Source organism: Paenibacillus sp. sgz302114 (assembly GCF_056120345.1).
The window spans coordinates 193,402-219,567 of record NZ_JBVYOI010000004.1; the positions used below are offsets into that span (position 1 = coordinate 193,402).

The following is a 26,166-nucleotide window of genomic DNA, read 5'->3' on the forward strand; positions in this document are numbered from 1 at the left end:
ATGAGATTCGGACTTACTGCTTACGGAACGGTATATCATATGGGGCTTGCTGGCGCTTCTAATCGGGTGCGCATTACGGCGAAGGATCAGATTGACATGGCTGAAGCTTACGGCCTTGAAGGCGTGGAAATTCCTCTAGATGTGTTAACGCAGAGCGACCCTGTGGAAGTTGCCGCTTACTCGAAGCAGAAAGGGATGTTCGTCAATGTTGCGATGGGCGGTTTCGAGCCTGCCGCACTTGTGAAAGCGCTTCATGTTGCGAAGCTTGCTGGCGCGATTACGCTCCGTACTGTCGTAGGCGGTGCTAAATTCGGCGGAGATCGCCGTCATATGGCGGGAACCTGGCAGCCTTTTCTCCAGCAAATCTTGAGCTCCTTCCAGGAAGCTACGGAAGTCGCGGAGACACTCGGCGTCAATCTCACTGTGGAGAATCACCAGGATATCGCTTCCGAAGAAATACTGTGGCTATGCGAAACGATCGGCTCCGAGCGGTTCGGGATCACGCTTGATACTGGCAACCCGCTTGCTACAGCCGAGCATCCCGCCGATTTCTTCCGAAAAGTTGCACCGTATGTCAAGAATGCTCATCTGAAGGATTATAAGATCTACCGTTCAGAAGATGGATACCGTCTCGTTCGCTGTCCAGTCGGGCAAGGCGTCATCGACTTCCCGGGCCTCTTCCAGCTATTAAGCGAGGTTAACCCGAATGTAACGATGTCTGTTGAACACGGTGCGCTTGAAGCGCGGCATGTGCGGGTGCTTCAGGAGGATTACTGGACTGAATATCCACCTCGCAGCGCAGCTCAGCTAACCCGAATTCTACGCTTTGTGGAGGATAACGCCCGAGCAGGCGGCGATTGGAGAACGCCATACGAGCAAGGGAAGACGCCGGATGAAATCGCCCAGTATGAGCTGGAAGAGATGGATATCGCGATGGGTTACCTTTCGAATCAGATCCGTAAGTTTGGAAGCCGCAGCGAATCTACAATATCGCAGGGGGGATCATTGTGAATACGACAGGATTGCAAGGTAAAAATGCGCTAGTTACCGGTTCGAGCAGGGGGCTTGGAAAGCAATACGCGCTTGATCTCGCTCGCGCTGGCGCTAACGTGATTATTCATGACATTTCGGATACCTCAGCAGCTGAATTCAATGAAGCGGCTTCCGGCCATGCGGTTGCCGAGGAGATCAGGCAGCTTGGCGTGAAATCGGCGTTTATCACAGCTGATCTGGCCGATCCGGCTCAAGTCGAGTCGCTCATCAACGGCGCCATTGCCGAGCTAGGCTCCTTGGATATTCTCGTCAATAACGCGGGAGGCGACATCGGTCTGAACACGCCTCGCCCTGATCCTAACGATGCGCTTGATATATCCGTCGAAGATATTCGTTCGGTTGTCGAGCGGAACCTGTTGTCGACCATGTATGCCTGCAAGTTTGCGGGTTCGTATATGAAAGAGAGAAGATCGGGCAAGATCGTGAATGTCGGATCGATTGCAGGACATGTACCGGTGACGTCGGGAATTATCTACGCATCGGCTAAGGCTGGCATTTCGTTCTATACACGAAGCCTTGCTGAGCAGCTGAGAAAGTATGATGTAAACGTGAACTGCATCTCGCCTGCTCCAACTTATACCGGAAGATTCCTAGCAACGCGGACTGTAGGCAGCGAAGAAGGACGGTCCCGCCTGCAGCGCATCGCGCAGCCAGAAGATATGTCTAGCATCGTTATGTTCCTGTGCGGCTCCGCTTCGGATGCCCTATCTGGCGAAACGATCGTATGCTGGAAATAACAAACCTGAGGTGAGGTAACACGATGTCCGAAGCAATACGTTTCATTATGGGCGCAGAAGATCCGAATCGTTATGACATCTTCACCCACGCAGCCGGTCCAGAGGGTAAGCTTCCGCTAACTTCCGATATGCTGATGAATCTCCCAAGCGGAGATTTATTCGGCATGAGTCAAAATGTCGGCATGGGGTGGAAGCCCGAGCGACTTCTCGGCAAGCAGGTACTTATCCTTAGCACGCAAGGCGGTCTCCGCAGCGAAGACGGCACGCCGATCGCGCTCGGCTACCATACGGGCCACTGGGAAGTAGGCATTCTCGTCAAAGAGGCTGCGCTTGAAGTGAGCGCGCTTGGCGGAGTTCCCTTCGCCGCCTATGTAAGTGATCCTTGCGACGGCCGGTCACAGGGGACGACCGGTATGTTCGATTCACTGCCCTACCGCAATGATGCCGCGATGGTGTACCGGCGCTTGATCCGTTCGCTTCCGACAAGAAGCGGCGTCATTGGGGTGGGAACCTGTGACAAAGGACTTCCCGCCATGATGATTGCCCTTGCAGCGATGCATAATCTTCCTGCAATAGTCGTGCCAGGAGGCGTTACGCTTCCGCCGACTGTCGGTGAAGACGCGGCGAAGATCCAGACCATCGGTGCACGCTATTCCCATGGTCAGATCACGCTGGAAGAGGCGGCAGATCTAGGCTGCCGTGTATGTGCGACGCCAGGAGGCGGCTGCCAGTTTCTTGGCACCGCCGCCTCCGCACAGGTTGTCGCCGAGGCGCTTGGCATGTCACTGCCGCATTCGGCGCTCGCACCGTCCGGCCAGCAAATCTGGCGTGACATTGCTAGTCAATCTGCTAGAGCGATTCAGCGGATGAATGAAAACGGCATTACGATGCGAGATATCTTAACAGATGCTGCCATCGAGAATGCGATGGTCGTTCATGCGGCATTCGGCGGCTCGACGAATTTGCTGCTGCATATCCCGGCAGTTGCTCATGCGGCAGCATGCCGGATACCTGATGTTGCGGATTGGACCCGGGTTAACAAGGCGGTTCCGCGGCTTGTGAGCGTGCTGCCGAACGGACCTGAGTATCATCCGACCATCCGCGTGTTTATGGCAGGGGGCGTTCCGGAGGTTATGCTTCATCTGCGTAAGCTCGGTCTGCTCAATCTGAACGTCAAAACAGTTTCGGGAGAAACGCTAGACAACGTCCTAGACTGGTGGGAAGATTCGGAGCGGCGCCAAATCGTTCGCAAACGTTTACAAGAAATCGACGGCATTGATCCAGATGAAGTCATTATGAGTCCGGAACGTGCATATGCAAGAGGATTGACGTCCACGGTTACTTTTCCAATAGGCAATCTGGCTCCAGAAGGCTCGGTTATCAAGTCAACTGCAATTGATCCAAGCGTTGTCGGGGAAGACGGGGTATACCGCCATCTCGGTCAGGCCAAAGTATTCACCTCCGAGAAACAGGCGGTTAAAGCCATTAAGCTCAGTCAAGTTCAGGCTGGCGATATTGTCGTATTGATGGGCAGAGGGCCTTCAGGTACAGGGATGGAAGAAACGTACCAGTTGACCTCCGCGTTAAAACATTTGCCATTCGGCAAGCATGTGACACTGCTGACAGATGCAAGGTTCTCTGGCGTGTCTACGGGAGCTTGTATCGGGCACATCAGTCCCGAAGCGTTGGTTGGCGGTCCAATCGGCAAGCTGCAGAACGGCGATTGGATTGATGTCCGTATTGATATCAATAAGCTGGAAGGCAGCATTGATTTCGTAGGTCAAGGCGAAGCGCGCTTCAGCCCGGAGGACGGCGCCGCGATATTGGCAGCTCGCCCGTCTCATCCGGACCTTGGTGCCGACCCAGGACTGCCTGATGATACGCGGTTATGGGCTGCACTTCAAGCAGCAAGCGGAGGAACGTGGAGGGGCAGCATCTACGATGTCGATCGAATCGTCGAAACGCTGCAAGCAGGTATGGAAGCGCTAGCGAGATCCAAGCAGGAGACGGGAGGCTAATTATTCATGGGTAATAATCGTCTGGAAGGCAAAGTGATCGTAGTTACCGGCGGAACGAGAGGAATTGGAAAAGGTATCGCGCGAATGTGCGCAGCCGAAGGCGCGAAGGTTGTCATTAGCGGCAGGAACGAGCAGGACGGAAGCCAAGTCGTCTCGCTGATTGCCGAGGATTTCGGTGCGGAAGCGCTGTTCATTAAGAAAGATATTAGCAGCGAGGCAGGCTGCCGCGAATTAATCGAGGAGACGGTCGCGCATTTCGGACGCGTAGATGGTCTTGTCAATAATGCAGGCATCTTCCCGAGAAGCTCGATACTGGAAACGACGGAGGAGTTCTTCGACTCCATCTTCGATGTCAACGTCAAAGGGGCATTCTTCTGTTCGAAGTATGCGATTGCAGAGATGCAGAAGACAGGCGGCGGCTCCATCGTTCAGATTGGTTCCACGAATGGCTATAAAGGCTCCAAGGATCTTGTGGCATATGCTTGCTCGAAGGGCGCGCTGCGCACTCTTAACCGTAATATCGGCGTCCATTATGCCGGGGATGGCATCCGTTCGAACTGGGTAACTGTTGGCTGGGTGGCGTCCGAAGGCGAATTGGAGCTGTATGGGAAATTGGGCTATTCCGAGGAGCAGCTGCAGGAATGGGCGACAACGCGCATTCCAACTGGACGCATGCAGACTTCGGATGACATGGCCTATGGCGTCGTCTACCTGCTGTCGGATGAATCTACTCAGGTAACGGGAACGGAGCTCTCTATCGCAGGTGGAATGGGCATCTAGTCTCTAGTATGGAATTGCTAGCACTCTTTAAGCTTCTCATGCGTTCTTAATGAGAAGCTTTTTTTTCTAGCGCACGTCGTAACTAATCCACTTACAGCTGTTAGGGAGAGGGACTCACTTGTATAAACATCCGTATTTCGATTTGCTTTTGCACGATGACGAAGAGCTTGAATCCATCCTGGGAGCTTCCATTACAGAGCGATCGACGCTACACCAATGGCCGCTTTCCTGTGTCCAGCGTATTCGTATGAATGATGAATCGACGATTATTTATAAAGTGCAAGGTGAATTTTCGGTTGAGGCTCCGTTCTATCGGGCAGCGCGATCTTCTCTCTTAGTAAACGCGCGAGCGATTGAGCAGAATGATTCGCTTCATGCGTTGCTCTTAGAGGATATTCAGGCTCCTTGCCTATCCGAGCTTACTCTGGATAGAGATGAAGCGCTACGGCTCGTCGATGACATTACCGATCAAATCTCTCACATTGAAGTTGGCGGAGATCTCCCTTTTCTAACTAACATTAGCGGTCTATCTAATTGGGAACGTTACACTAGCGCGTTAATAAGAGATCTTGAAACGTTAATTGAGCGTGGAACCTTCCATGAGACCAATCGAGATGTACTGGGTCGAATCGCAGAGGTGTGTAAGCATTTCTCGGTTCTCGCCGTGATCCAATCGGAGAGCGGTTTAGTACACGGAGATTTGAACCGCGGCAACATCATTATGCATCCAGATGGAATCAAGGTCATTGATTGGCAGAAAGCATTTTACGGACCCATTGAACTTAATCGAGCAAATCTGTTAGAAGAATTAGGTATGGACCCTAAACCACATGTAAACGCTGGTGTGATAGACTTGTTAGGTATTCTGAAGATTTCCTGGTTCACTGACTGTGCGCTGCGCTGGTTTCCAGATGGTGCGGAAGGTTATGACAGAGAAATTGCCAAGCTCCGCTTGTGTTTAACTGAATGCTGAAATTTTAAGGGGGAACAGAGAGAACATGGACAATCCTAACGTTCGTACGGGCGAAGCGTTAATTCAGGAGATCAACGAAACCCGAGTCCCTTATGGCATGCTCGCTATTTGGTTTCTCGGGCAAGTAAGCGTCGTCATCAAAGGTGGAGATACGATTGTATATATAGATCCCTATTTGGCCGATGCACCTTACAGGCGGTTCAAGCCACCGCTCCGACCGGAAGAGGCGGTCAATGCCGACTGTGTGCTGATTACCCATGATCATATTGATCACATGGATCCAGATACGATTCCAGGGATGGCGAACAATCGCAGCGATACGGTATTTGTTGCGCCAGGCTATTGTCTGAACGCCCTCGCTGAATATGGCGTGCCACTGGAGCGACGCGTTCATGCGAAGACAGGCGAGTGGCAGGAGGTAAAAGGCCTTCGATACATGCCGATCCCGGCTGCCCATGAGGATCTAGAGTATGATGAGGCGCTTGATCATCGTTTCGTCGGCTACGTGATTCAGCTGAACGGTGTGACATTCTACCATGCGGGAGATACGACGATTTATCCGGGAATGATCGATGCCGTGAAAGCGGAGAACGTCGACTGCGCGCTGCTGCCGATTAATGGCCGCGATCCTTTCCGTTTGGCGCGTGATATTGTGGGCAACATGAACTTCCGCGAGGCGGCCGAGTTCGCAGTCGCTGCGGGTATCGACACCGTCATTCCAGCGCATTACGATATGTTCGAAGGCAATTCGGAGAATCCGGGCTATTTTATCGACTATTTGTACAAGAATCACCCTACACAGAAGAGTCATGTTCTGGCACGATTCGAGAGGTACGTTTACGTATCTGATCGAGCACTGAAGTAGGAAGATAATGAGTCGTAAAGTCCGCGTATTCTGCGGGCTTTTTGATTGGGTATTTCGACAAATAGAGGTAGGAAAGTCTCGTACATATACGGAAATATGGAGATAAGCTTTAATTGAGAAAGGGGATTGAAATGCTAAAGGATAGCGTATTGGACGCAGCAGCAGACGCCTTTGGGCTGGATGCTAGTCTTCTTACTTATATAGGCGGCAATGTTAATGCTGTATTTCAATCTCCCGCACATAACGGTCACGGTGATCAGATATTACGTGTATCGAGAGAAAGCTGGCGTAGCGAACAAGAGATCGTTGCTGAACTGCACTTTATGAAATACATGTTTAAAAATGGAGTATCTATTCCTCAGCCGTTCACATCAAGAACAGGTAGATGGGTTGAGCATGTTACAGAGGGCTATCATGCTTCATTATTCGCTAAAGCTCCTGGCAGAACTCCGACGGAGGAAGACTGGACCCCGAACATGTTTATTCACTGGGGACGGACTCTCGGACAGATGCACTTGCTAACCCAATCCTATGTTCCCTTGCACAATGCCAAACGACGGGATTGGAAGCAAGAGCCGTGGATGGATATGTTGCAGCACTTGCCGGAAGAAGAGGTTATTGCAAGGAAACAAGCGACCGAGTTGTTAAATTGGTTGGAAACGCTTCCGACAGACTCGCGGAACTACGGCCTTGTCCACTGTGATCTGCATGCACACAACATTTTTGTAACGGAAGATGGTACCATTACCGCGTTTGACTTTGACGACTCCTGCTACCATTGGTTCGTTTATGACATTGCCATCATCTTATACTCGGTCAGCGTAAGGCATAAGCGACTGAATATAGAGGGGAATCCGAACAACCATGCAGCGTGGTTCCTAGAATGGTTTCTGAAGGGCTATCAAGAGGTACAACCCATCGAGAATTGGTGGCTTGAAGCATTGCCGAGATTCATTAGTTACCGAAGGCTGCTCGATTATAATTTCTTATTCCAACGTTATGATTGGGAGACGGTAGATAGTGAGCTGAAGGTGAAATGGCTGCGCTTGAAAGCTGAGATTGAAGCAGATGTTTAGCAGACCTAACAGGAGAGGTGTATACAGTTATGTACAGACATCCATCATACGATATATTGCTGCATGACGACGACGAGCTAACCAAATTCCTGCATAGTTCGGTATCGGAGAGAACCACGATTCACGAATGGCCTCTATCATGCGTCCAGCGCGTTCGAACCGCGAGTGGCAATAGCTACATCTACAAGGTGCAGGCTCCGCCGACAATTGAAGCAAGCTTCTACGCTCAGGCTCGATCGGAGATCTTGGTGTCTGTGCGAGCGATCGAAGCAGAAGGCGGCATGACGGCAATAATCATGGAGGATGTCACTGCACCGCGGTTGAATGACATTGGGCTAGAGCAGACAGAAATCCTAAGTATTGCTGCAGAACTACTAAGAAAGATCGGGGAGATAGAGGGAGATCTGCCGATATTTTTAGATATTAGTACTGAAGAGCGCTGGGTTGCTTATACCGAAGAGGTCTTCGAGGACATGCGTTTCTTGATTCATGAAGGGAGTTTTAAGCAAGTCGATCTCGAGCTGGTAAGCAGCCTCTCTGAATGGAGTAAAGGTTCTACGATTATGAATGCGCTCCGCACTCAGGCAGGCTACGTCCATGGGGACTTGAAAGCAGACAATGTCCTGGTTACATCTGATGGTTACAGAGTCCTCGACTGGCAGCGGCCGATTCGTGGACCGGTCTTATTGGATACGGCTACGCTGCTTCTATCATTGGGAATTGATCCAACACAGCATGTTCCCATTGGGATTGTACAACTCTATCATTTCCTTTATCTTGCTTGGTTTGCACAGGCCGCTAGGAGATGGGTTCCTCAAGGTAAAGCATGGTTCGATGGCATTGTTAAAGGCATGAGCGGAGAAATCGCACGTTTGCAGCACCAATGAGTTCATTTCCGATATTCATGAGGGAGAAATAGAGAATGGGGACGCTTTTTCACAAAGAAATCTTCGATTGGCCCACCTGGTCATCGGTCTTGCAGTCCATAGAAGAGTTCAGTCCGTTAATCCGCGCCATATTCGAGAGGGAAACGCTTGTTGGTAGCGACCAGCTCGCATTGCTTACGCCTGCAACGAATGCGGTGTTTAGAGCCGGAAGCTATGTCATCAAGATCTTCGCACCGGAAGAACTTGGCATGGGATCTGACGCAAGTTACGAATTGGAGGTACAATCCACGCGAAGAGCGCATGAGCTAGGCATTCGTACGCCGAAGATCGTTGCAGCTTCCTACTTGCAAGACAAGTACTTATTTCCGTACATCATCTCGGAATTCATTGAGGGCGAGGTCGCGGGAGAAGTTTTCAAGAAGCTCGATGCTGCCAAGAGGATGCGGTTTATCCAAGATCTTAAGAGCAATATGGCTCTGTATAACACCAAGCCTGAGCAGGAGATGGATGCTTCGGGCATTCGTGATCAGGCAAAACTAAACCACAGATGGCAGCCGTACCCGGAGTCCGTGAGGAAGCAAGCTGCAGCGCTTATCGACGAGCTCGACTTGTCTTCTTGCGTCTGTGTACATGGAGATATCAACGCCAACAATCTCATAGTCGATAAGAATGCCGAGCTCTACATGATTGATTTTGCGGAAAGCTCATTCGCCCCAGCTTGGTATGAGTATCCTCCCATATTGTTTGATCTCTTCGACCAAGATCCAGCAGCGATCCAAGCATTTGTCGCAGATGTCGATCATCCGGATACGGTTACGATGGTGTTTGCCGCATTGCTCCTGCATGATTTCGGCGCTGACTATATGAGGGAGATCTACGTAAGACATACAGGGAAAACGGTTCAAGAGATGAGAGATATTTACGAAATCAGGGGAATATTGCAGGGGTTGCTAGGCTTGACTTGACGGTTAAACGGAACGTAGAGCTCTTATTCGCCGTTAGAGGAGGAAGCGGAGCCATTGTTAAAAAAACCGAGAGGAAGTCCCAATAGCCTTCTTTCTCGAGCATGAACAGGCTGCCAATACGGCAGCCTGTTCTGCGTTATTGTCCATTCTGCGTGAACTAAAGCGCCTCGCCAAAATATATCGTATGTCCCTGGTCATCCTCAATAATAAATTCCTTCGTATTCCATTCCGTCTCGCACACATCTCTAGCCAGAGTAACTCCGCGGGCTTTTAATTCCTCTGCGAAGCTAGCTACATCGTCCGTCTGCAGGTAAAGATGGAAATGATCACCGTCTCGAGTAAAGGGGATCGAGGGGTCCTGTTCATCAGCGAGCTTTAGATGGATGACCTGGTTCCCTGCACGAATGCCGGCATAGAAATCCTCATATCGGAACTCGAGCTCGAAGCCTATCTTCATCGTGTAGAATTGAATCGTACTGTCAAGATTCATCGTTCGTAGCTGCGGAATAACACCTGATATGGTCATTGTTTTCCTCCTACAGGATAGTGACTTCGATTGCTGATCATCTCGGCTCGTCTCTAATTATATCATCTCAATTGGTATATGTTCTTTATTGCAGGAAAAATCGAGTGCTCGATCCACCATCGACGGTAAGGATCTGACCTGTAATAAAGTCAGCGCCAGAACTCGCTAGAAAAGAGACTGCGGCGGCGACGTCTTCTGGATAACCGATTCGTCCAAGCGGGATTTGCTTGCCCACCGCATATTTGTCATGATTCGGATTTTCTGAGAATTTCTCTACTTCCGTCGCACCTGGAGCAACTGCGTTAACGTTGATGTTATAAGGGGCCAGATCGAGAGCGAGTTGTCGGGTCAATGCGTTCATACCGCCTTTGGTCGAGGCATAGACGGCGTATTGCGGCATTGTAAGGTTACCATGGACGGAGCTTATGTTAATGATTTTGCCTCTACCGGTCTGTCTCATTGCAGCGGCGCAAGCTTGCGCGCAAAAAAACGCGCCTTTCAAGTTGGTGTCGACAACCCGATCCCAGAAGCTTTCCGTCACTTCGAAAAAATCGATCGTCGGATCGATAGCGGCATTATTGACGAGAATATCGATTTTGCCGAATCTTTCAATCGTTTTCTCTACCATTTCGTGAATCTGACTTACATCGGATACGTCTGCCTTGTGGGCAAAGCTTTGCCGGCCTAACTTTGTAATTTCACTAACGATTTCGTTTGCTCCTTGTTCGCTGTTCGCATAGTTTACGACAACAACCGCGCCGCACTCAGCAAGTTTCAAAGCAATTCTCTTACCGATACCTCTCCCAGCGCCTGTGACAAGCGCTACTTGCCCTGTAAAATCATACATTTTGCAAGTCCCCTTTTGTGTGGTATCTATTAGCGGCTCTTAAGTCGATCAAGAACGAGTCTCTTGGCTTTCGAAATATGTTCCACGATTTTTTCGAGCACGATCGGGTTGCGTTGAATGATCAGATCCGAGAAGGCTTTGTGATCTTTGTAATAATCATGAAAACTATTGAAATTGCTGCTATTCGAAATCGTTAAAGCCGTATACATCGTGCTCGCCATTAGGTTCCAAGCTTGCAGCATGGGAACGTTCTCGCTCATGATCATGATGCTGCGATGAAACTGAATATCCACTGCTGTAGTAGCTTGCACCCAGTCCTCGGCAGGTTCGTTCCCTTCTTGGATGGTTGCGTTCATCTCACGAATTTGCTCAATGATGGAGAATAGGGGATAGAAATCAACCATATCGTTCTTAATGATCAGCTCCAATGCTTTGTATTCAAGCATTAAGCGAAAATCGAACGTATCCTCGGCAGCTTTAAGCGAGAATCCAACCACGACGGTACGACCATTAGGCAGCGAACGGACAAGACCCTCTTGTTCCAGGTTTTGCAAAGCGGTTCGAACAGGACCGCGACTGACGCCAAGCTCAGCAGCGATTTGGTTCTCCACGATATGAGAATCCGGTGCTAGCACGCCTAAAATGATGTCCGTACGAATTTTATTCAAAACGTCTTTTGTATGTGGAGTCCTTGCGTAGGGTTCAGGTGACGGTTTTTTCAACATACTCTAACCTCGTTTCTCTTTCGTTCAATTTCGTCTGCGTATCTTTGTCTAATAGTATAGCGAACATCGCAGCTTTAGCCAACAAATATGAAGGAATGAAATCAAATAAATTAATTTGTTAACAAATAAACTGTTATGTTGACGATAATGCACGCCAGGAGTAAGATGGAACCAGATACGAATTGAAAGCGTTTACGGATTGGGAGGGGAAGACGATGAGATTGCTTGAAGACCGAATTGCGGTCGTCACGGGAGGCGGAAACGGAATAGGAAAAGCCATCGCATTAGCGCTTGCTGAGGAAGGAGCGCGAGTCGTCATCGCCGACATCAAAATAGAGGCTGCACTAAAAGTCGAGGAGCGAATTCGTCAAAATGGGGGAGCCTGCCTAGTTATTGAAGCGGACGTTGTTCGTAAAACCGATGTTGAACGCGTAATCGATGAAACGTTACGTGTATTCGGCAAAGTGGATATTCTCATTAACAATGTCGGAGGCACAATTCGAAAGGCAATGGTCGATTTCTCGGAAGATGAATGGGATCAAATTATCGACATTAATTTAAAAAGCACATTTCTTTGCTCACAGGCAGCCGGAAAATTCATGCTTAAGCAAAAACGCGGAGCTATCGTTAATGTTTCTTCGATTCACGGATTGGGAGGGATTCCAAAACGGAGTCCTTATGCCACGGCAAAGGCTGCGATAAACAGCTTCACCAGTACGATCGGCTGTGAATGGGCAGCGGATGGGGTTCGCATGAACGCGGTTGTGCCCGGCTATATTTTGACGGAAGGTCTAGATCGTACGTTTAACGCGGGATTGCTCAGCCGGGAAGATATGGTTAGACGTACTCCCCAAGGGAGACTTGGGACGCCCGAAGACATCGCAGAAGCGGTTCTGTTTCTCGTATCCGATAAAGCGAAGTTTATAACAGGCACGACCCTATACGTGGATGGCGGTTACTCCGCCTATCATGCCCCTGAACTGCAAACCTCCGTCTATCATGAAATTTGATCATTTATAACATAACATTTCAGCATCCTTAAGAGAGGAAGTACATGCGTGAAGAATAACCTGCAAGTTCTGTCGGGGGCGTGGTGTCTGGCGAGAGATCCCGAGAATAAGGGTAAAGCAGAGAAATGGTTTGAATCGAATATCGTGGAAGAATCGGAGCTCGCGCCGGTTCCCGGTCTCATTCAACAAGTATTTCCAGATTACCAAGGCGTGGCCTGGTATTGGCATCGGTTCGTCCCGAGTGTTCCATTCGCTCTGGAGCATAGACAATTTCTGAAGTTCGAATTCGTAGATTACTACGCGGAGATTTGGCTCAATGGCATTTATGTAGGCTGTCATGAAGGCGGGGAAATGCCTTTTGAATTTGATGTGACCGATCATTTGATCAGATGCAGAGAGAATTTATTAGCCATTCGGCTTCTTAATCCAATTGATGTCGAAATCGACGGGATCTTACAGAAACAAACGCCAAACCGCCATAAAAGTACGAGAGAGGTTGCGCCGGGAACGGGTTTTAATTTTGGCGGAATTTACTCGGACATCCATCTGATCGAGCTGCCGCAAGTCCGTATCTCCGATTTATTTGTAAGACCCAATATCGAGACTGGCGAAATCAATATCCGATTAACGGTCGCGAACAGTTCTTCTTCACTAGCGAAAGGCAAAATCGCGATAGACGTAAGTCCAGGTGAAGCTGGTGAGGTACTGGTATCGTCAATTGGAGATTACCAATTTGCTTTCGGAGAATCATTCATCGATACGGTGCTAACGATCGATAAGCCTCGTCTCTGGAGCTTGGAAGTTCCGAATTTGTACAGAGTAAACGTTACCTTGGAAAGCTCATCGAGTGAATGTAAGCAAACCCATCATTCTTCCGTGAGATGCGGTTTTCGAGATTTCCGAGTTGAGAAGGGTTTCTTCCGCTTGAACGGCAAACGCATGTTTGTTCGGTCTACTCACACGGGAAATCACTACCCTGTCGGAACCGCTGTTGCGACGACAGATCCCTATCTCATAAGGCAGGATCTCATCTATGCCAAAGCGAGCGGATTCAATATGATCCGATTTATCGCCACGGCGCCTCTGCAAGAACAATTGGACTTTTGCGACGAGATTGGACTGATGGTTTACAACGAGTGCGCCGCATCATGGGGAATGGAAGATTCGCCTAAGATGCAAGAGCGATTCAACAGCTCCACACTAGGGCTCGTAAAGCGTGATCGCAATCATCCCTGCGTCGTGATCTGGGGACTGCTGAACGAAACGATGGATGATCCGATATTCCGGCACGCGGCATCGATTCTGCCTCAGTTAAGAGCTGTCGACGATACAAGGCTCGTATTGCTCGGGAGCGGCCGTTGGGATCGCCAGCTAGGAATAGGTACGGTATGTAATCCGGGTGAGGTTAATTGGCAGTTTGAATGGGGAGCCGAGGAAGCCGGTGCGGACGAAATACCGAACAGATCGCCGTTTACTTGGGAGTGGGGTTATCCGACAGGGCTTTACGAAGGGATGGGAGATGCCCATTTCTATCCGGTCGAGCCTCGCACAGCTCCGATTAACGAACTGGTGCGAACGCTGGGGAAAGAAACAAAGCCAGTCTTCTTGTCGGAATGGGGCTATGGCAGTCTGCTAGATGTTATTCGGACAACGAGATTCTTCGAACAATATGGGGCCCGCAGCGACCTGCACGATGTCGCATTGTTTCGTAGGATGGCAGATCGATTCGAATCGGAACGGAACCGCTTTGGCACGCAGGATGTCTATGCATTCCCGCAGCATATGCTCGAAGAAAGCAATCGACTGCATAGCAAGCAGAGGAGAAGGGTGTTCGATCATGTACGCTCGAATCCGAAATTGTGCGGTTACAATTTAACGGGAATGTTAGACCATGGCTATTCCGGCGAAGGACTTTGGACTTTCTTCCGGGAATGGAAGCCCGGCGTAATCGAAGCTTTGCAGGACGGGTGGTCACCGCTGCGCTGGTGTCTCTTTGTGGAGCCGATGCATGTATATGCAGGAACTCCATTCCAGGTAGAGGCTGTTCTGGCCAATGAAGACGTGCTTCAGCCTGGCGAATATCCGGTTTGCTTCCGAATCTCCGGCAAGAGCGGAGTCGTATGGGAGAAACGCGCCAATGTTTGTATTCCGGTAACAGAGAGCGGTGAAGACGGTCCTCTAGCAATTCCTGTCATCCTCGAACAAGTCGTATTGGACAATGTGAGAGCAGGAGAATACGAGCTATCGGCATATATGGAATCCGGAGGAGCGCCATCAGGAGGTCGACTAAAGTTTCATGTGGCAGACAACCGATTGCAACGGACGACTAGCGAGGAACCCATTACGGTTATCGGACTCGATATTAATACCGAATCTTGGTTAGGTTCGCAAGGTATCCAGAGAAAGCCGCTCACAGACCGCTCTTCTGAGATTGATAGCCTTATCTTAGTGGGGGACTTTTCCGGAGAAGAGCAGACCGCGGCAGTTTGGAATTCGTTAATGAAACAAGCCGAAGCAGGCAGTAGCGTCATCTTCCTCTCACCGCATGTTTGGAAGCGTGGAGAAGACAGCATGGGCTGGTTTCCATTTACCAATAAAGGAAGGTGCTATAAATTTATCGATTGGCTGTATCACAAGGATTGCGTCGCCAAGGAGCATCCTTACTTCGAGGGTCTGCAAGCAAAGGGAATTATGGACATTGATTATTACGGTCAAGTCATTCCCGATTATATTTTTGACGGGCAAGATACGCCTGACGAAGTTATTGCTGCTTCTTTCGCTGTCGGTTACCCGTGCGAGACCGGTGTCGCAACCGGAGTATTGCTAGGAACCTATGCTGTAGGCGCCGGACGTATCGTGCTGAATTCGTTCCGTATTATGGCTAATCTTGGCGTTAACCCAACTGCTGGCATGCTGCTTATGAACTTGATTGCATATGAACAAAGCCGAACAGCTCCTATATCAATAAAAATGGAGGTTTAGCATGATGAGAATGCACAAGAAAATTTCATTGGCCCTCGTTATTGTATTGTTCGCGGCAACACTACCGGTTCTTCAGATTGTTCACGCATTTGGACCTGTTACGATATGGCAGCAACCTAATTCATCTGTCAATGCGAAGTATCCTCGGGCAATCAAGCTTGAGCATCAGAGCAATGCAGCAAACAATGGCAAGCTACTCGCTTCAGAGCAAATAGACGCCTATACCAGCTTACCCATACATATTAGCTCAGATCGAGGGCAAAGCTGGTCGATCGTTTCAACAGTAAGCGATGTCCATTCCGGCGAGAAGCTGGTTAATGCTAACAATCTATATGAATTGCCGCAAGCGATTGGGAGTATGCCGCAAGGCACGATTCTTTTTACCCCAACCGCAGCAGACAGCTCTGGTAATTTAATGATCGAGCTTTATAAAAGCAACGATGTCGGGCAAACGTGGCAGTTTGTATCGAAGATCGTCGTTGGCGGTCCATATGCAGGCGCAACTTTAGCGAGTCAAGGTGTTTGGGAACCGCAGCTTCTTGTTGCCAATAATAAGCTGATTTGTTTCTATACCGATGAGACGGATGCTAATCATAATCAGAAGGTTGTCCATAAGACAACTACGGATGGCGTGAATTGGTCGAGTGTCGTAGACGATGTGCGGATGGGCTTGAATTATCGACCTGGCATGGCTGCTGTTACGAAGATGGGCAATGGAAATTATATTTTGGCGTATGAGATCGTAGGGTATGCCAATTCTCAGGTTTATTACAAGATCTCATCCAATCCTGAATCATGGGCTCCTGATAATGCGGGCTCGCCAATTAATAGCCCGGGATATACGATTGGAAGCACGCCGTATATCATTTGGACGCCGCTAGGCGGACCGAATGGGTCGCTGATCTTATCCGCATGGTCCGATAATCATTTGTTCGTGAACTACAACAATGGAGTAGGGGATTGGTCTGCTCTTGATAGCATTATTCCAACAGCTTATAGCAGAAGCTTAGTATATACAGGCGGCTCAAAAGTAGGCGTGCTGGCTTCTGATTCTACGGATTCCAAAATCGTATTCGGAACTGTCGACATCGGGGTGGCTAGCAGCATCATATCAGGTCGCACGTATAAGCTTTTGCCGCAAGCAGGTGAAGTGAACAATCAGGCGCTAGATGTAACGGGATGGGGATCCACGAACGGAACAAATGTGGAGACGTGGGAGGATCTTGATAATCCTGCGCAAAAGTGGAAAATCGTTGACGTAGGCGGCGGATATTACAAGCTGCTGCCGAAGAGTGGTGAAGTAAACAGCCAAGCACTTGATGTTGCAGGCTGGGGGTCGACGAACGGGACGAACGTAGAGACTTGGCAGGATAACGGTACCCCTGCACAGAAATGGAAAATTGTTAATGTAGGCGGCGGGTATTTCAAGCTGCTGCCACAGTGCGGCGAAGTGAACAATCAGGCACTTGATGTAACCGGTTGGGGATCCACAAACGGGACGAATATCGAGACATACGAAGATAACGGAACTCCAGCACAGAAGTGGAAGCTTGTTGAGGTTACTCCGAATTATTGAACCGTTCTACTAAAGTGAAGAAGATAGTTGATCAGAGATGATCGACTGTCTTTTTCTTTTTTACTTGCACGCAATAGGATAATATTAGTAGAGAGGGGCTGTACATCTCACTCCCTAGGGAATTGCTCACGAATGAGTACATCCGCAACTACCAGATTACTCTCGATCGAATGAAGTCAGCTAAGCCCAATGCCATATTGAATCCGTGTCACCCGTTTTCAGAGGAGAAGAGGTAAGCGAAGACGCAATTGATTCGGATTATTTCGTTGGTTATTCATTTAAGAAGAATCTACTCTATGTACAACAAGCAATCGTGCTATATAGCTGTTGGAACGAACCTAACTAGCAGTGAAGGAGAGATGCTTTAAATGGAAAAAACAACAAATGAATTATTAATGGAAGCAGACATTGCTTCGTTGCAGCTGGCGATGGAATCAGGTGAGTTAACGTCGGAGGCTTGCGTTCGCTGGTATTTGGAACGGATTGAACGGCTCAATCCAAAGCTGAAGGCGGTGCTGGAAGCTAACCCGGATGCGATTGCTATCGCGGTGGAGCTTGATGCAGAGCGGCGGGATAGCGGATCTCGCGGACCCCTTCATGGAATCCCGATTTTGCTCAAGGACAATATTGATACAGGCGATCGTATGCATACGAGTGCGGGCTCGGTTGCTCTAGCGGAGCATATTGCTCTGGCGGATTCGGCCGTGGCATCGCAATTAAGAGCAGCAGGAGCCGTTTTTCTTGGCAAGGCAAACATGACAGAGTGGGCGAATTTCATGTCGAAGTGGATGTGGGCAGGGTATAGCTCCAGAGGTGGTCTGACACTTAATCCATACGGTCCTGGCGAGTTGTTCGTGGGCGGCTCGAGTTCGGGGTCTGGAGCTGCGGTTGCCGCGAATCTTTGTACCGCTGCCATCGGCACTGAAACTTCGGGTTCGATCATCAACCCGTCCTCGCAAAATGGAATTGTCGGCTTAAAGCCGACGATCGGACTCGTAAGTCGTACAGGCATCATCCCGATTACGCATAGCCAAGACTCTGCCGGTCCGATGACACGTACAGTCAGAGATGCCGCGATCTTGCTCAGCGCCATGACGGCGGTTAATCCAGAAGATACGGCCATGCATGAGAAACGGAGAATTGCGTATCCGGATTATACCACTTTCTTGGACGAGAATGGTTTGCAAGGCGCACGGATTGGTTTTCCAAGGCAGTATTATCAAGGATTGAACGAAGCTCGTGCGGAGATTATCGAGAGGGCGATTACGTTGTTCAAGGAATGTGGGGCAATCGTCGTCGACCCGATATCATTGCCAAGTGAGAATTCGAATTGGGACTTGGAAGTCATGCGACATGAGTTCAAGAGTGGACTGAACCATTATCTGGCCAAAGCGGGTCCAGGCGCTTTCGTTCGGTCGTTAGATGAACTCATTGCCTATAACGAAGCCAATCACGACGTCGCGATGAAGTATGGGCAAGACCTCTTAATCTGGTCGAACGAGACAAGTGGAACATTGTCTGAACCGGTGTACAGCGAGAGCTTGCGCCTTAACCGTGAGATATCCCGGGACCAGGGCATCGACCGCTTGATCCGCGAACATCGTCTGGACGCGCTGCTCTTCCTAGGGAATGAAGATGATCTCGATTTGTCCGCGCGCGCAGGTTATCCAGCCATTACCGTGCCTGCCGGGTACACAGAAACAGGCATCATCGCACCAGGCGGCTATACGACCAAAGGACCGCAGGGAATCACTTTCATTGGCACCTCTTACAGCGAGCCCGTGCTTTTCCGACTTGCTTACGCCTACGAGCAAGCGAGCAAATTCCGTTTTGCGCCTTGTGATCCAGTTTAGTCCTGAACTGAATTAGGTGTTAAGTATAATGGAACCATCTTTGGAGCAGTTTGCCGTCGGCTGCTGCTCTTTTTTTATTATGCTAACGAGTACTTTTAAGTGGAATTGCCCAATTGAAAATATGTAATAACGGATCCCTAAAGTTACAGTTTTTGGGTTAAGCCGCATGTAATATAATGGACATCTAATAAACGGGGATGCATTACCAAAGCATGTTGCCATTATGATGGACGGAAATGGTAGATGGGCTACAAGACGAGAACTGCCTCGTACTGCGGGACATTTTGCGGGAATGAAGGCAATGGAAGATACGATCTTCGTCCGTAATAAAGTGAAAATTAAATACTTGACGCTGTAATAGGGGACATATCAAGGTTCTCAGAAGACACGCAGCAAGTCATGCGTAGCGTGGTAGACAGCACCGGTGGGAATACAGGAATGATTGTTATCTTTGCTATGAATTACGGGGGACGCGCGGAGATTATCCAGGCCGCAAGGGCAATCGTTGCCAATGGTACAGATAATATCACGATAGGAGAGTTTGAAAAATACCTACATACAGTTGACTGTCCTTCTCCGGAATTGATAATAAGAACAAGCGGTGAGAAAAGACTCAGCGGCTTCTTGTTGTGGCAAGCTGCCCAATCCGAATTGTGGTTTACCAATGAACTGTGGCCAAGTTTTAATGAATATCTTTATTACCAGGCTTTTTATGAGTACCAGCAGCGTATAAACCGGGCGTAAGTGGAATCGAATGAACGTAAAGAGGTGACAAAGTTGAACTCATTCAAGGTTAGAGGAATTATTTTTGATATGGACAATACGATCCTTCGGTCTAAGATAAATTTCAGTGCGATGAAAGATGAGATTTCCCGTTATTTAATAGACAATAGACTCCTACATGAGAGTTTCCCTATAAATGACCACACAACCTCTACAATCATCGAACATGTCCAGCGTTCAGAGCATTGGAACAAACGATTGCAGGAGATTTTATGGGATATTGCCAAAAAGCATGAGCTAATGGGCATGTCGGACGCAGATTTAGAGCCAGGCGCGAGAGAAGTGCTGCTTGAATTACATGGTAAGTTCAGAATGGTCATTCTAACGAATAATTCATATGCGGCAGCGATGTCAGCTTTAACAAACCATCGTATAAATCAATATTTTGATTCGGTTATTGGCAGAGAACAGATGAAGTTTATGAAGCCAGCCCCAGACGGCGTGCATGCTATTTTTGAGAAATATCCCGACTTCTCTCCTGATGATTGGATATCTGTAGGCGATGCATGGATAGATGGTAAAGCGTCGCAAGATGCGGGGGTAAAGTTCATCTCCTACAAAGGGGATGTCGAGAAGATGAGGAGTAGAGATGTTTATCCAATCGTATTTATTCATGATTTAGCTGAGATAACCGCTTGGATAGAATGGGCAGGAGAGTTTCATTAAGAGGAGGCGCGATTAATTTGAATACCGACCCGATATTAATTTCAATACCTGAGGCATTTGAAAGCGAGCGGTTAATCATACGTGCTCCCTTATGGCATGATGGAAAGATGCTGAATGAAGCAATTAGAGAAAGTCTCGATGAATTGCGTCCATGGATGGACTGGGCTCAAAGCTCGCCTTCAGTTGAAGAATCGGAAATAAATATACGTAAGGCACGATTGAAATTCATAGACCGCAGTGACTTAAGAATGCTGCTATTCCTTAAGGATACAGGACAATTAGTAGGAAGTAGCGGCCTTCATAATATAGATTGGCAATCTCGAAGATTTGAAATTGGTTATTGGGTTCGAACATCATTTGGAGGAAAAGGTTACATAACGGAAGCAGTGCAATCTATTACTGACTACGCCATCCAGCATTTACAAGCAAACCGCATTGAAATTAAATGTGATGCCAGAAACGTAAGAAGTTCACGGGTAGCTGAGCGTCTAGGTTTCACCTTAGAAGGAGTTTTACGTAGTATTGAATTGTCTGTAGATGGTTCATTAAAAAATAAGATGCTTTATTCTAAAATTCGCGGTGTAGAGTTTTAATGGAATTCCAATATGGTGAATGTCTAGGTCAGCGTCATACAATCCTCTTCATTTAGAGAAAAGGGTGAGAGTCTATGGAGTTAGCTCTAGGGCATTTTGGTGCAATTGAAACTCGCTTAGGAACTCCGAAGACGCTTCTACCCATGTCTAGCGGATTCAGTAACAATAATTACATCTTAACGACGAGTCAGAGGAAGTATAGAGTCAGAGTTTCGAAGTATTCGAAGCCTACAGATGAACTGCTGGCAGAACAATTGATTCTGAACAAGGCGGCGGAGCAAAATAATTTGATCGTTCCGATACTTGCTCTGTTAAAGCTGGCTAATGGGATGGACGTTAGCATTTTCCCCTACATAGAAGCTGATTCGGATTTCAATATTTATAACGAAGAGTTAATGCGTGACGCGGGTGTGGCTTTAGCAAAGTATCACCTATCTGTTGATGGGTATACGTCTAACTTGCCGTGGAAACCCTTAACGGAAGCATTTAGTCATGAGTCGATCCACGCTGGTGAACTAAGCGAATTTATAGATGACCAGGCGTTATCAGAGTATCCAAACTTATGGACAAGCATTGAAAGCCTGCTGCAACGTATGGAAGATGCAGATGTTCTAATGAACGCAGAGCCATACACGTCGCTGCCCCAACTCCCTTGTCATGGAGATTTTGCACCTGCTAATCTGCTGACACACGGTAATTATATAGCAGGCATTATTGATTTTGAGTGCTGTCGCTGGGCACCGAGGATATATGATTTATCTACTTTTTTATTGGCTTTGCAGGAAGGCGAAGGATATGAGCTCCAAATGACAAACTGGTTTATGGACGGCTATGACTCCATCCTTCCGTTATCTGAGATAGAGCGGAAACTAATACCTAAGCTTCAATATATCCGTTCGTTAGAGGCAGCAAGAAGACATTTAACTAAAGTCATCAACGGAGATCACCACATGCACTTTGGTTTAGTTATGTATTGGGAACGTGTTACGATAAACTTGATGAAATAGCGGTTTAGTGAAAATTTGAAGATAGACTGGAGCCAGATACGATGATAAAAGGTTTTGGAGGAGTCTTCTGGAGAACGAAGAATATGGAGGCTGTGAAAAAATGGTACAGCGAGGTCTTGAAGCTTGATATCAATGATTGGAACGGAACCATAATCAAACCCGAGTTAGGAAATGAGACGATCTTCTCTTTCTTCGCTGAGGATAACGATTATTTTCCAACAGATCAACAAGTGATGTTGAATTTCCAAGTACATAGTCTGGACGAGACGATTAAGCATCTTGAGCATGTTGGTGTGTCTCTTGCTAAGAAAGAGGAGAGCGGTGATTTCGGGAGATTTGTTTGGATAGAAGATCCTGATGGACGATTAATCGAGCTTTGGGAGAAATAACGAATAGGCAGTCCCTGCAGAGCATGTTCGCGGGGGCTGCCTATTTTGATGAGAGCTGACAAGACGAGAGAAAATTCATTTATAATCGTTTCTTCTTTACTCTTCATTGGTAAAACCAGTTAAACTATATTTTAGGGGATTAGCAACGTTATAGTGCCTATTATCTAAAGTCATGTGTCGAATTGGGAGTGTATGTTTTGAAACCTGAACGAAAATTATCAATCTTCTGGCTGTTACGTTATCTCGTTCCCGTCAAGGGGCGAATCGTCATTCTATTGGGAATGCTGCTTACTTCAACAGCACTTCAATTGATCAATCCGCAAATAGTCCAACAGTTCATCGACACGGCTTCCGCCAAAGGAGCAATCGAGGGTCTGCTCAGGCTCGCCGGCATCTTCCTCGTCATAGCTGTTATCAACCAACTTCTCACCGTGGCCGTTAGCTACATGGGTAACGACGTGGCCTGGCGAGCTACTAATCGGCTGCGGGCCGATCTGCTTAAGCACTGTCTACGGCTCGATATGCGCTTTCATAATCTGAAAACTCCTGGTGAAATGATTGAGCGCGTTGACGGCGACGTGACAAATATGTCGAACTTCTTCGCCTTATTTATTGTGCAGATTATCGGCAGCTTTGTTCTCCTTGCAGGCATTCTGGGTTATATGTTTACTACGAATTGGCAGATTGCGATCACAATGACCGTGTTTACCTGTATTTCCATAGGGGTCATGGTATATATTCGCGACCTCGGAGTTACCGCAACGCAAGCTGAACGTCAAGCCAGAGCATCGCTGCTCGGTCTTATCGAAGAACGTATCTCCGGAATAGAAGACGTGCAGGCGAACGGTGGCGTACCGTATGTGATGAATCGCTTTCATCGAGCCATGCGCAGTGTGTTCCTGACCGGGCGCAAGGCATGGATGCTTCGCGTAGTCCCTTGGAACGCCACGGTCGTCTTATTCGCGGTAGCTGTCACCGTGGTACTGTTGATTGGCATTAATATGTATCTCAAAGGTCAGATCACCCTTGGTATGTTATATCTTGTCTATCAATATACACAAATGCTGAACGATCCGATCGAACAGCTCGGTAACCAAGTGCAGGAATTTCAAAGAGCCAAATCGGGAATGCGCCGCTCCCGTGAGATTCTATCTTTGCAAAGCGAGATTCGTGAAGGAGCGGAGGAGACGCTTCCTGATGGAGCTCTCGGTGTTGATTTTGACCAGGTGAGCTTCAGCTATAACAATGACAACTGCGTTCTTCAAGACATCAGCTTCTCCTTACGACCGGGGGAACGGCTTGGCATTGTAGGACGTACGGGGAGCGGGAAGTCTAGCATCAGCCGTCTACTGCTTCGTTTGTATAACACGGATAGCGGCGTAATTCGAGTAGGCGGTACGGATATTCAAGCTTTACGGTTGGAAGCGCTGTACAAACGGGTCGGCATGGTCACGCAGGATGTACAGTTGTTTGACGGAACGCTCAGGGACAACTTGACGCTGTTCAACAGCAAGGTCTCGGATGAAGAAATTATGGAAACCACCGGAAGACTTGGATTACGAAAGTGGATTGAGAAGCTGCCACACGGATTGGATACTCATCTGGCGGCTGGCGGAGCTTCGTTGTCTGCGGGTGAAGCTCAGTTGTTCGCGCTGACGCGGGTTTTCTTAACGAAGCCTAGCCTTGTCATTCTGGATGAGCCTTCTTCCAAGCTCGATGCAGCGACGGAAGCCGCCTTGCAAACCGCTGTAGATCAAATTATGGAACAATGCACAGGTATCGTTATCGCACATCGTTTATCAACGTTGAAGAAAGCAGATAAGATCATGGTGCTTGGCAACGGACGTATTCTCGAGTTTGGTGAGCGGGAAGCGCTAGCGCAAGATTCATCTTCCCGTTTCGCGAAGCTATTACGAACGGATCGTCAGGAGGAATTGGCATGAATGTAGCTCATTTTGCAAAGCAGCTGCTTCGATTTCGATTATCGTTATATATAATGAATGCGGTGCTATGGTGTTTGTTTCACTCCATCCCTTTGCTATTCGGCATTGGAATGCAATGGTTCTTCGACCGTGTTACAGGCGAATCACATAACTTTATTTGGATTGCGACGCCGCTGTTGATTGTTGCAGTTATTCGATTTACCAGGGTAGGCATGTTTTTCATCGCCTTCTATAAATGGATTACCTATTCGTATCACTTGCAAGCCATATTGCGTACGAACATGCTGACTGGCATCATGCAGTGGCCAGGGCGAAATCTTCCCGCCTCTCCGGGCGAAGCGATGACCCGGTTCCGGGATGATGTTGACGAAGCCGTAGAATATATGGAATCCTGGGTAGATTTCTGGGGAAAGTTAGCTTACGCGATTGTTGCCATCGTAATTATGGCACGAATTAATTGGCCTATCACCGTTGTTGCGATTATTCCCTTGTTATTGGTTACGCTGCTGAACAACCTCTCCAGGGGCAGGGCGAGAAAATACAGTCAGCTAAACCGCGAAGCGACCGGCCGTATCACCGGTTTTATTGCTGAAACGTTTGGCAGCGTTCAAGCCGTGAAGCTTGGGCGGGCGGAAGAGAATGTCTTAAATCACTTTTTAAAACTTAACGAAGCTCGTAGACAGGCGGCACTTAAAGATAACTTGTTCATGCAATGGATGCGGTCACTGTCTCAGCACGTGTTAAACATAAGTACCGGGATCATTTTATTGATGTGTGCTGCACAGATGCAGGCCGGCCGTTTTACCGTCGGCGACTTTGCTCTATTTACGATGTACGTGGGCTCCTTCGCAACCGGGATCTCCCTATTCGGCTATATGGTCTTTCAGCATATGCGTTTGAAAGTGGCCGTTGACCGGATGCGGATGCTGTTTCGCCCAGGAACGCAAGACAGCATTGTGGCGCATAATGACATCCACTTGGACGATGCGCCGCCGGATGTACCTGTATTTGATAAGAACAAGGAGGAGCATCTGAACAGCCTAGAGGTAAAAGAACTCTCCTATGCATATCCGAATTCCGATAATGGGATTCAAGACGTTAGCTTCCGCTTGAAGCGCGGTACATTTCTCGTCATTACAGGGAGAGTCGGTTCTGGCAAATCAACATTAGTACGCACGCTGCTTGGACTTCTTCCCAAAGAAAGCGGGACGATCGCTTGGAACGGAAAGACGGTTGACCATCCGGCTTCATTCTTGGTTCCACCGAGAGCGGCATATACACCGCAAGTACCGCGCCTGTTCAGCGATCCGCTTCGCGAGAACATTACTCAAGGCAGCGGAGTTTCCGCGGATTCACTAGACAATGCGATACACATGGCCGTGATGGAGCAAGATGTTCAAGATCTCGAGAACGGCCTCGAGACGATGGTGGGTCCGAGAGGCGTCATGTTGTCCGGCGGACAAATTCAACGCTCGGCTACCGCAAGGATGATGCTAACGAAATCAGACCTGTTCATCTTTGACGATTTATCCAGCGCGCTGGATGTAGAAACGGAGAATGTGTTATGGGAGCGTCTGTTTAACGAACAGGACGTTACCTGTATTGCCGTATCTCACCGCAGAGAGGCGCTGGCACGTGCGGATCATATTATCGTCATGAAAGACGGACGTATTGAAGCGGAAGGATCACTGCAAGAGCTGCTGACCTTCAGCAGTGAGATGCAGTTACTATGGCAGGGGGAAGAACGGAACGCTGAGGAAGATGTGGAGCAGCTGGTATAAGGAACTAGACTTCGGGAGCGCATTCGGAAATGTAATCATTTCTGGTTGCGCTTCTGTCTTTTTGCGAATACGTACATAGAGATAAGAAGGTTTTACCATATTTTTGATGAATAGTAGCTGATGAATGAGAT

The 26,166-nt window shown here is 48.4% G+C and carries 22 protein-coding genes and 1 pseudogene; 20 read left to right on the plus strand and 3 right to left on the minus strand.

Translation table 11 applies throughout. From position 1 onward, the window contains the following. The 9 genes from AC0LWF_RS12950 to AC0LWF_RS12990 all read left to right on the plus strand — a co-directional run bounded on the left by AC0LWF_RS12950 (position 1) and on the right by AC0LWF_RS12990 (position 9,354). Positions 1-1,011 (plus strand): sugar phosphate isomerase/epimerase family protein, encoded by a 1,011-nt coding sequence (locus tag AC0LWF_RS12950; protein ID WP_474651946.1) that lies wholly within the window; start codon positions 1-3, stop codon positions 1,009-1,011. Next, positions 1,008-1,790, plus strand: coding sequence for an SDR family NAD(P)-dependent oxidoreductase (locus AC0LWF_RS12955; protein ID WP_474651947.1), 783 nt, complete (start codon positions 1,008-1,010; stop codon positions 1,788-1,790). Before AC0LWF_RS12950 ends, AC0LWF_RS12955 begins: the two co-directional genes overlap by 4 nt. Positions 1,791-1,813: 23 nt before the next feature. Then, the gene (locus AC0LWF_RS12960) at positions 1,814-3,808 is read left to right on the plus strand and encodes a YjhG/YagF family D-xylonate dehydratase (RefSeq protein ID WP_474651948.1); all 1,995 of its coding nucleotides are present in this window, start codon (positions 1,814-1,816) and stop codon (positions 3,806-3,808) included. Between the two features lie 6 nt (positions 3,809-3,814). Next, a complete protein-coding gene (locus tag AC0LWF_RS12965) occupies positions 3,815-4,588 on the plus strand; it encodes an SDR family NAD(P)-dependent oxidoreductase (RefSeq protein WP_474651949.1) in 774 nt (257 codons plus the stop codon). Positions 4,589-4,706: 118 nt separating this feature from the next. Continuing rightward, entirely contained in the window at positions 4,707-5,561 is an 855-nt protein-coding gene (locus AC0LWF_RS12970; protein ID WP_474651950.1) for a phosphotransferase, read from the plus strand. Between the two features lie 25 nt (positions 5,562-5,586). Continuing rightward, on the plus strand, positions 5,587-6,426 hold the full coding sequence (locus AC0LWF_RS12975) for an MBL fold metallo-hydrolase (RefSeq protein ID WP_474651951.1): 840 nt from the start codon (positions 5,587-5,589) through the stop codon (positions 6,424-6,426). 131 nt (positions 6,427-6,557) lie between these two features. Further along, positions 6,558-7,502 (plus strand): phosphotransferase enzyme family protein, encoded by a 945-nt coding sequence (locus AC0LWF_RS12980; RefSeq protein ID WP_474651952.1) that lies wholly within the window; start codon positions 6,558-6,560, stop codon positions 7,500-7,502. A 254-nt stretch (positions 7,503-7,756) separates the two neighbouring features. Beyond that, entirely contained in the window at positions 7,757-8,389 is a 633-nt protein-coding gene (locus AC0LWF_RS12985) for a phosphotransferase (RefSeq protein ID WP_474651953.1), read from the plus strand. 35 nt (positions 8,390-8,424) lie between these two features. After that, positions 8,425-9,354 (plus strand): aminoglycoside phosphotransferase family protein, encoded by a 930-nt coding sequence (locus AC0LWF_RS12990; RefSeq protein ID WP_474651954.1) that lies wholly within the window; start codon positions 8,425-8,427, stop codon positions 9,352-9,354. A gap of 157 nt (positions 9,355-9,511) precedes the next feature. Here AC0LWF_RS12990 and AC0LWF_RS12995 read toward each other — a convergent pair whose 3' ends face one another. The 3 genes from AC0LWF_RS12995 to AC0LWF_RS13005 all read right to left on the minus strand — a co-directional run bounded on the left by AC0LWF_RS12995 (position 9,512) and on the right by AC0LWF_RS13005 (position 11,452). Then, a complete protein-coding gene (locus AC0LWF_RS12995; protein WP_474651955.1) occupies positions 9,512-9,880 on the minus strand; it encodes a VOC family protein in 369 nt (122 codons plus the stop codon). Positions 9,881-9,965: 85 nt separating this feature from the next. Further along, entirely contained in the window at positions 9,966-10,727 is a 762-nt protein-coding gene (locus tag AC0LWF_RS13000) for an SDR family NAD(P)-dependent oxidoreductase (protein WP_474651956.1), read from the minus strand. Between the two features lie 29 nt (positions 10,728-10,756). Further along, entirely contained in the window at positions 10,757-11,452 is a 696-nt protein-coding gene (locus AC0LWF_RS13005; RefSeq protein WP_474651957.1) for a GntR family transcriptional regulator, read from the minus strand. 215 nt (positions 11,453-11,667) lie between these two features. Between AC0LWF_RS13005 and AC0LWF_RS13010 the strand changes: the two genes are divergently transcribed. The 11 genes and pseudogenes from AC0LWF_RS13010 (at position 11,668) to AC0LWF_RS13060 (ending at position 26,035) form a co-directional block, all read left to right on the plus strand. Then, complete coding sequence (locus AC0LWF_RS13010; protein ID WP_474651958.1) at positions 11,668-12,462, plus strand: SDR family NAD(P)-dependent oxidoreductase; 795 nt, start codon at positions 11,668-11,670, stop codon at positions 12,460-12,462. A gap of 48 nt (positions 12,463-12,510) precedes the next feature. Next, positions 12,511-15,444 carry a glycoside hydrolase family 2 protein gene (locus tag AC0LWF_RS13015; protein ID WP_474651959.1) on the plus strand — a complete coding sequence of 978 codons (2,934 nt, stop codon included), beginning with the start codon at positions 12,511-12,513 and terminating at the stop codon, positions 15,442-15,444. Between the two features lies 1 nt (position 15,445). Then, positions 15,446-17,020 (plus strand): RICIN domain-containing protein, encoded by a 1,575-nt coding sequence (locus AC0LWF_RS13020; protein ID WP_474651960.1) that lies wholly within the window; start codon positions 15,446-15,448, stop codon positions 17,018-17,020. A 368-nt stretch (positions 17,021-17,388) separates the two neighbouring features. Further along, positions 17,389-18,873: an amidase family protein gene (locus AC0LWF_RS13025; protein WP_474651961.1), complete on the plus strand. Its 1,485-nt coding sequence runs from the start codon at positions 17,389-17,391 to the stop codon at positions 18,871-18,873. Positions 18,874-19,060: 187 nt separating this feature from the next. Beyond that, positions 19,061-19,614 (plus strand): annotated as a pseudogene (locus tag AC0LWF_RS13030) (undecaprenyl diphosphate synthase family protein); the annotation flags it as partial. Positions 19,615-19,650: 36 nt separating this feature from the next. Further along, positions 19,651-20,322, plus strand: coding sequence for an HAD family hydrolase (locus AC0LWF_RS13035; protein ID WP_474651962.1), 672 nt, complete (start codon positions 19,651-19,653; stop codon positions 20,320-20,322). Continuing rightward, on the plus strand, positions 20,301-20,915 hold the full coding sequence (locus AC0LWF_RS13040) for a GNAT family N-acetyltransferase (RefSeq protein ID WP_474652243.1): 615 nt from the start codon (positions 20,301-20,303) through the stop codon (positions 20,913-20,915). Before AC0LWF_RS13035 ends, AC0LWF_RS13040 begins: the two co-directional genes overlap by 22 nt. 74 nt (positions 20,916-20,989) lie before the next feature. Continuing rightward, positions 20,990-21,922: a phosphotransferase gene (locus AC0LWF_RS13045; RefSeq protein ID WP_474651963.1), complete on the plus strand. Its 933-nt coding sequence runs from the start codon at positions 20,990-20,992 to the stop codon at positions 21,920-21,922. Positions 21,923-21,963: 41 nt separating this feature from the next. Then, positions 21,964-22,311: a VOC family protein gene (locus AC0LWF_RS13050; protein WP_474651964.1), complete on the plus strand. Its 348-nt coding sequence runs from the start codon at positions 21,964-21,966 to the stop codon at positions 22,309-22,311. A gap of 197 nt (positions 22,312-22,508) precedes the next feature. Continuing rightward, entirely contained in the window at positions 22,509-24,254 is a 1,746-nt protein-coding gene (locus tag AC0LWF_RS13055) for an ABC transporter ATP-binding protein (RefSeq protein ID WP_474651965.1), read from the plus strand. Further along, positions 24,251-26,035, plus strand: a complete 1,785-nt coding sequence (locus tag AC0LWF_RS13060; RefSeq protein ID WP_474651966.1) for an ABC transporter ATP-binding protein — start codon at positions 24,251-24,253, stop codon at positions 26,033-26,035. Before AC0LWF_RS13055 ends, AC0LWF_RS13060 begins: the two co-directional genes overlap by 4 nt. The last annotated feature ends 131 nt before the right edge of the window (positions 26,036-26,166 follow it).

Coding starts and splice junctions, on each gene's coding strand:
- AC0LWF_RS13050 (WP_474651964.1), top strand. CDS start 21,964: ATGATAAAAGGTTTTGGAGGAGTCTTCTGGAGAACGAAGAATATGGAG.
- AC0LWF_RS13045 (WP_474651963.1), top strand. CDS start 20,990: ATGGAGTTAGCTCTAGGGCATTTTGGTGCAATTGAAACTCGCTTAGGA.
- AC0LWF_RS13010 (WP_474651958.1), top strand. CDS start 11,668: ATGAGATTGCTTGAAGACCGAATTGCGGTCGTCACGGGAGGCGGAAAC.
- AC0LWF_RS12950 (WP_474651946.1), top strand. CDS start 1: ATGAGATTCGGACTTACTGCTTACGGAACGGTATATCATATGGGGCTT.
- AC0LWF_RS13005 (WP_474651957.1), bottom strand. CDS start 11,452: ATGTTGAAAAAACCGTCACCTGAACCCTACGCAAGGACTCCACATACA.
- AC0LWF_RS12975 (WP_474651951.1), top strand. CDS start 5,587: ATGGACAATCCTAACGTTCGTACGGGCGAAGCGTTAATTCAGGAGATC.
- AC0LWF_RS13025 (WP_474651961.1), top strand. CDS start 17,389: ATGGAAAAAACAACAAATGAATTATTAATGGAAGCAGACATTGCTTCG.
- AC0LWF_RS13040 (WP_474652243.1), top strand. CDS start 20,301: ATGGGCAGGAGAGTTTCATTAAGAGGAGGCGCGATTAATTTGAATACC.
- AC0LWF_RS12965 (WP_474651949.1), top strand. CDS start 3,815: ATGGGTAATAATCGTCTGGAAGGCAAAGTGATCGTAGTTACCGGCGGA.
- AC0LWF_RS13060 (WP_474651966.1), top strand. CDS start 24,251: ATGAATGTAGCTCATTTTGCAAAGCAGCTGCTTCGATTTCGATTATCG.
- AC0LWF_RS12980 (WP_474651952.1), top strand. CDS start 6,558: ATGCTAAAGGATAGCGTATTGGACGCAGCAGCAGACGCCTTTGGGCTG.
- AC0LWF_RS12990 (WP_474651954.1), top strand. CDS start 8,425: ATGGGGACGCTTTTTCACAAAGAAATCTTCGATTGGCCCACCTGGTCA.
- AC0LWF_RS12960 (WP_474651948.1), top strand. CDS start 1,814: ATGTCCGAAGCAATACGTTTCATTATGGGCGCAGAAGATCCGAATCGT.
- AC0LWF_RS13000 (WP_474651956.1), bottom strand. CDS start 10,727: ATGTATGATTTTACAGGGCAAGTAGCGCTTGTCACAGGCGCTGGGAGA.
- AC0LWF_RS13020 (WP_474651960.1), top strand. CDS start 15,446: ATGATGAGAATGCACAAGAAAATTTCATTGGCCCTCGTTATTGTATTG.
- AC0LWF_RS12995 (WP_474651955.1), bottom strand. CDS start 9,880: ATGACCATATCAGGTGTTATTCCGCAGCTACGAACGATGAATCTTGAC.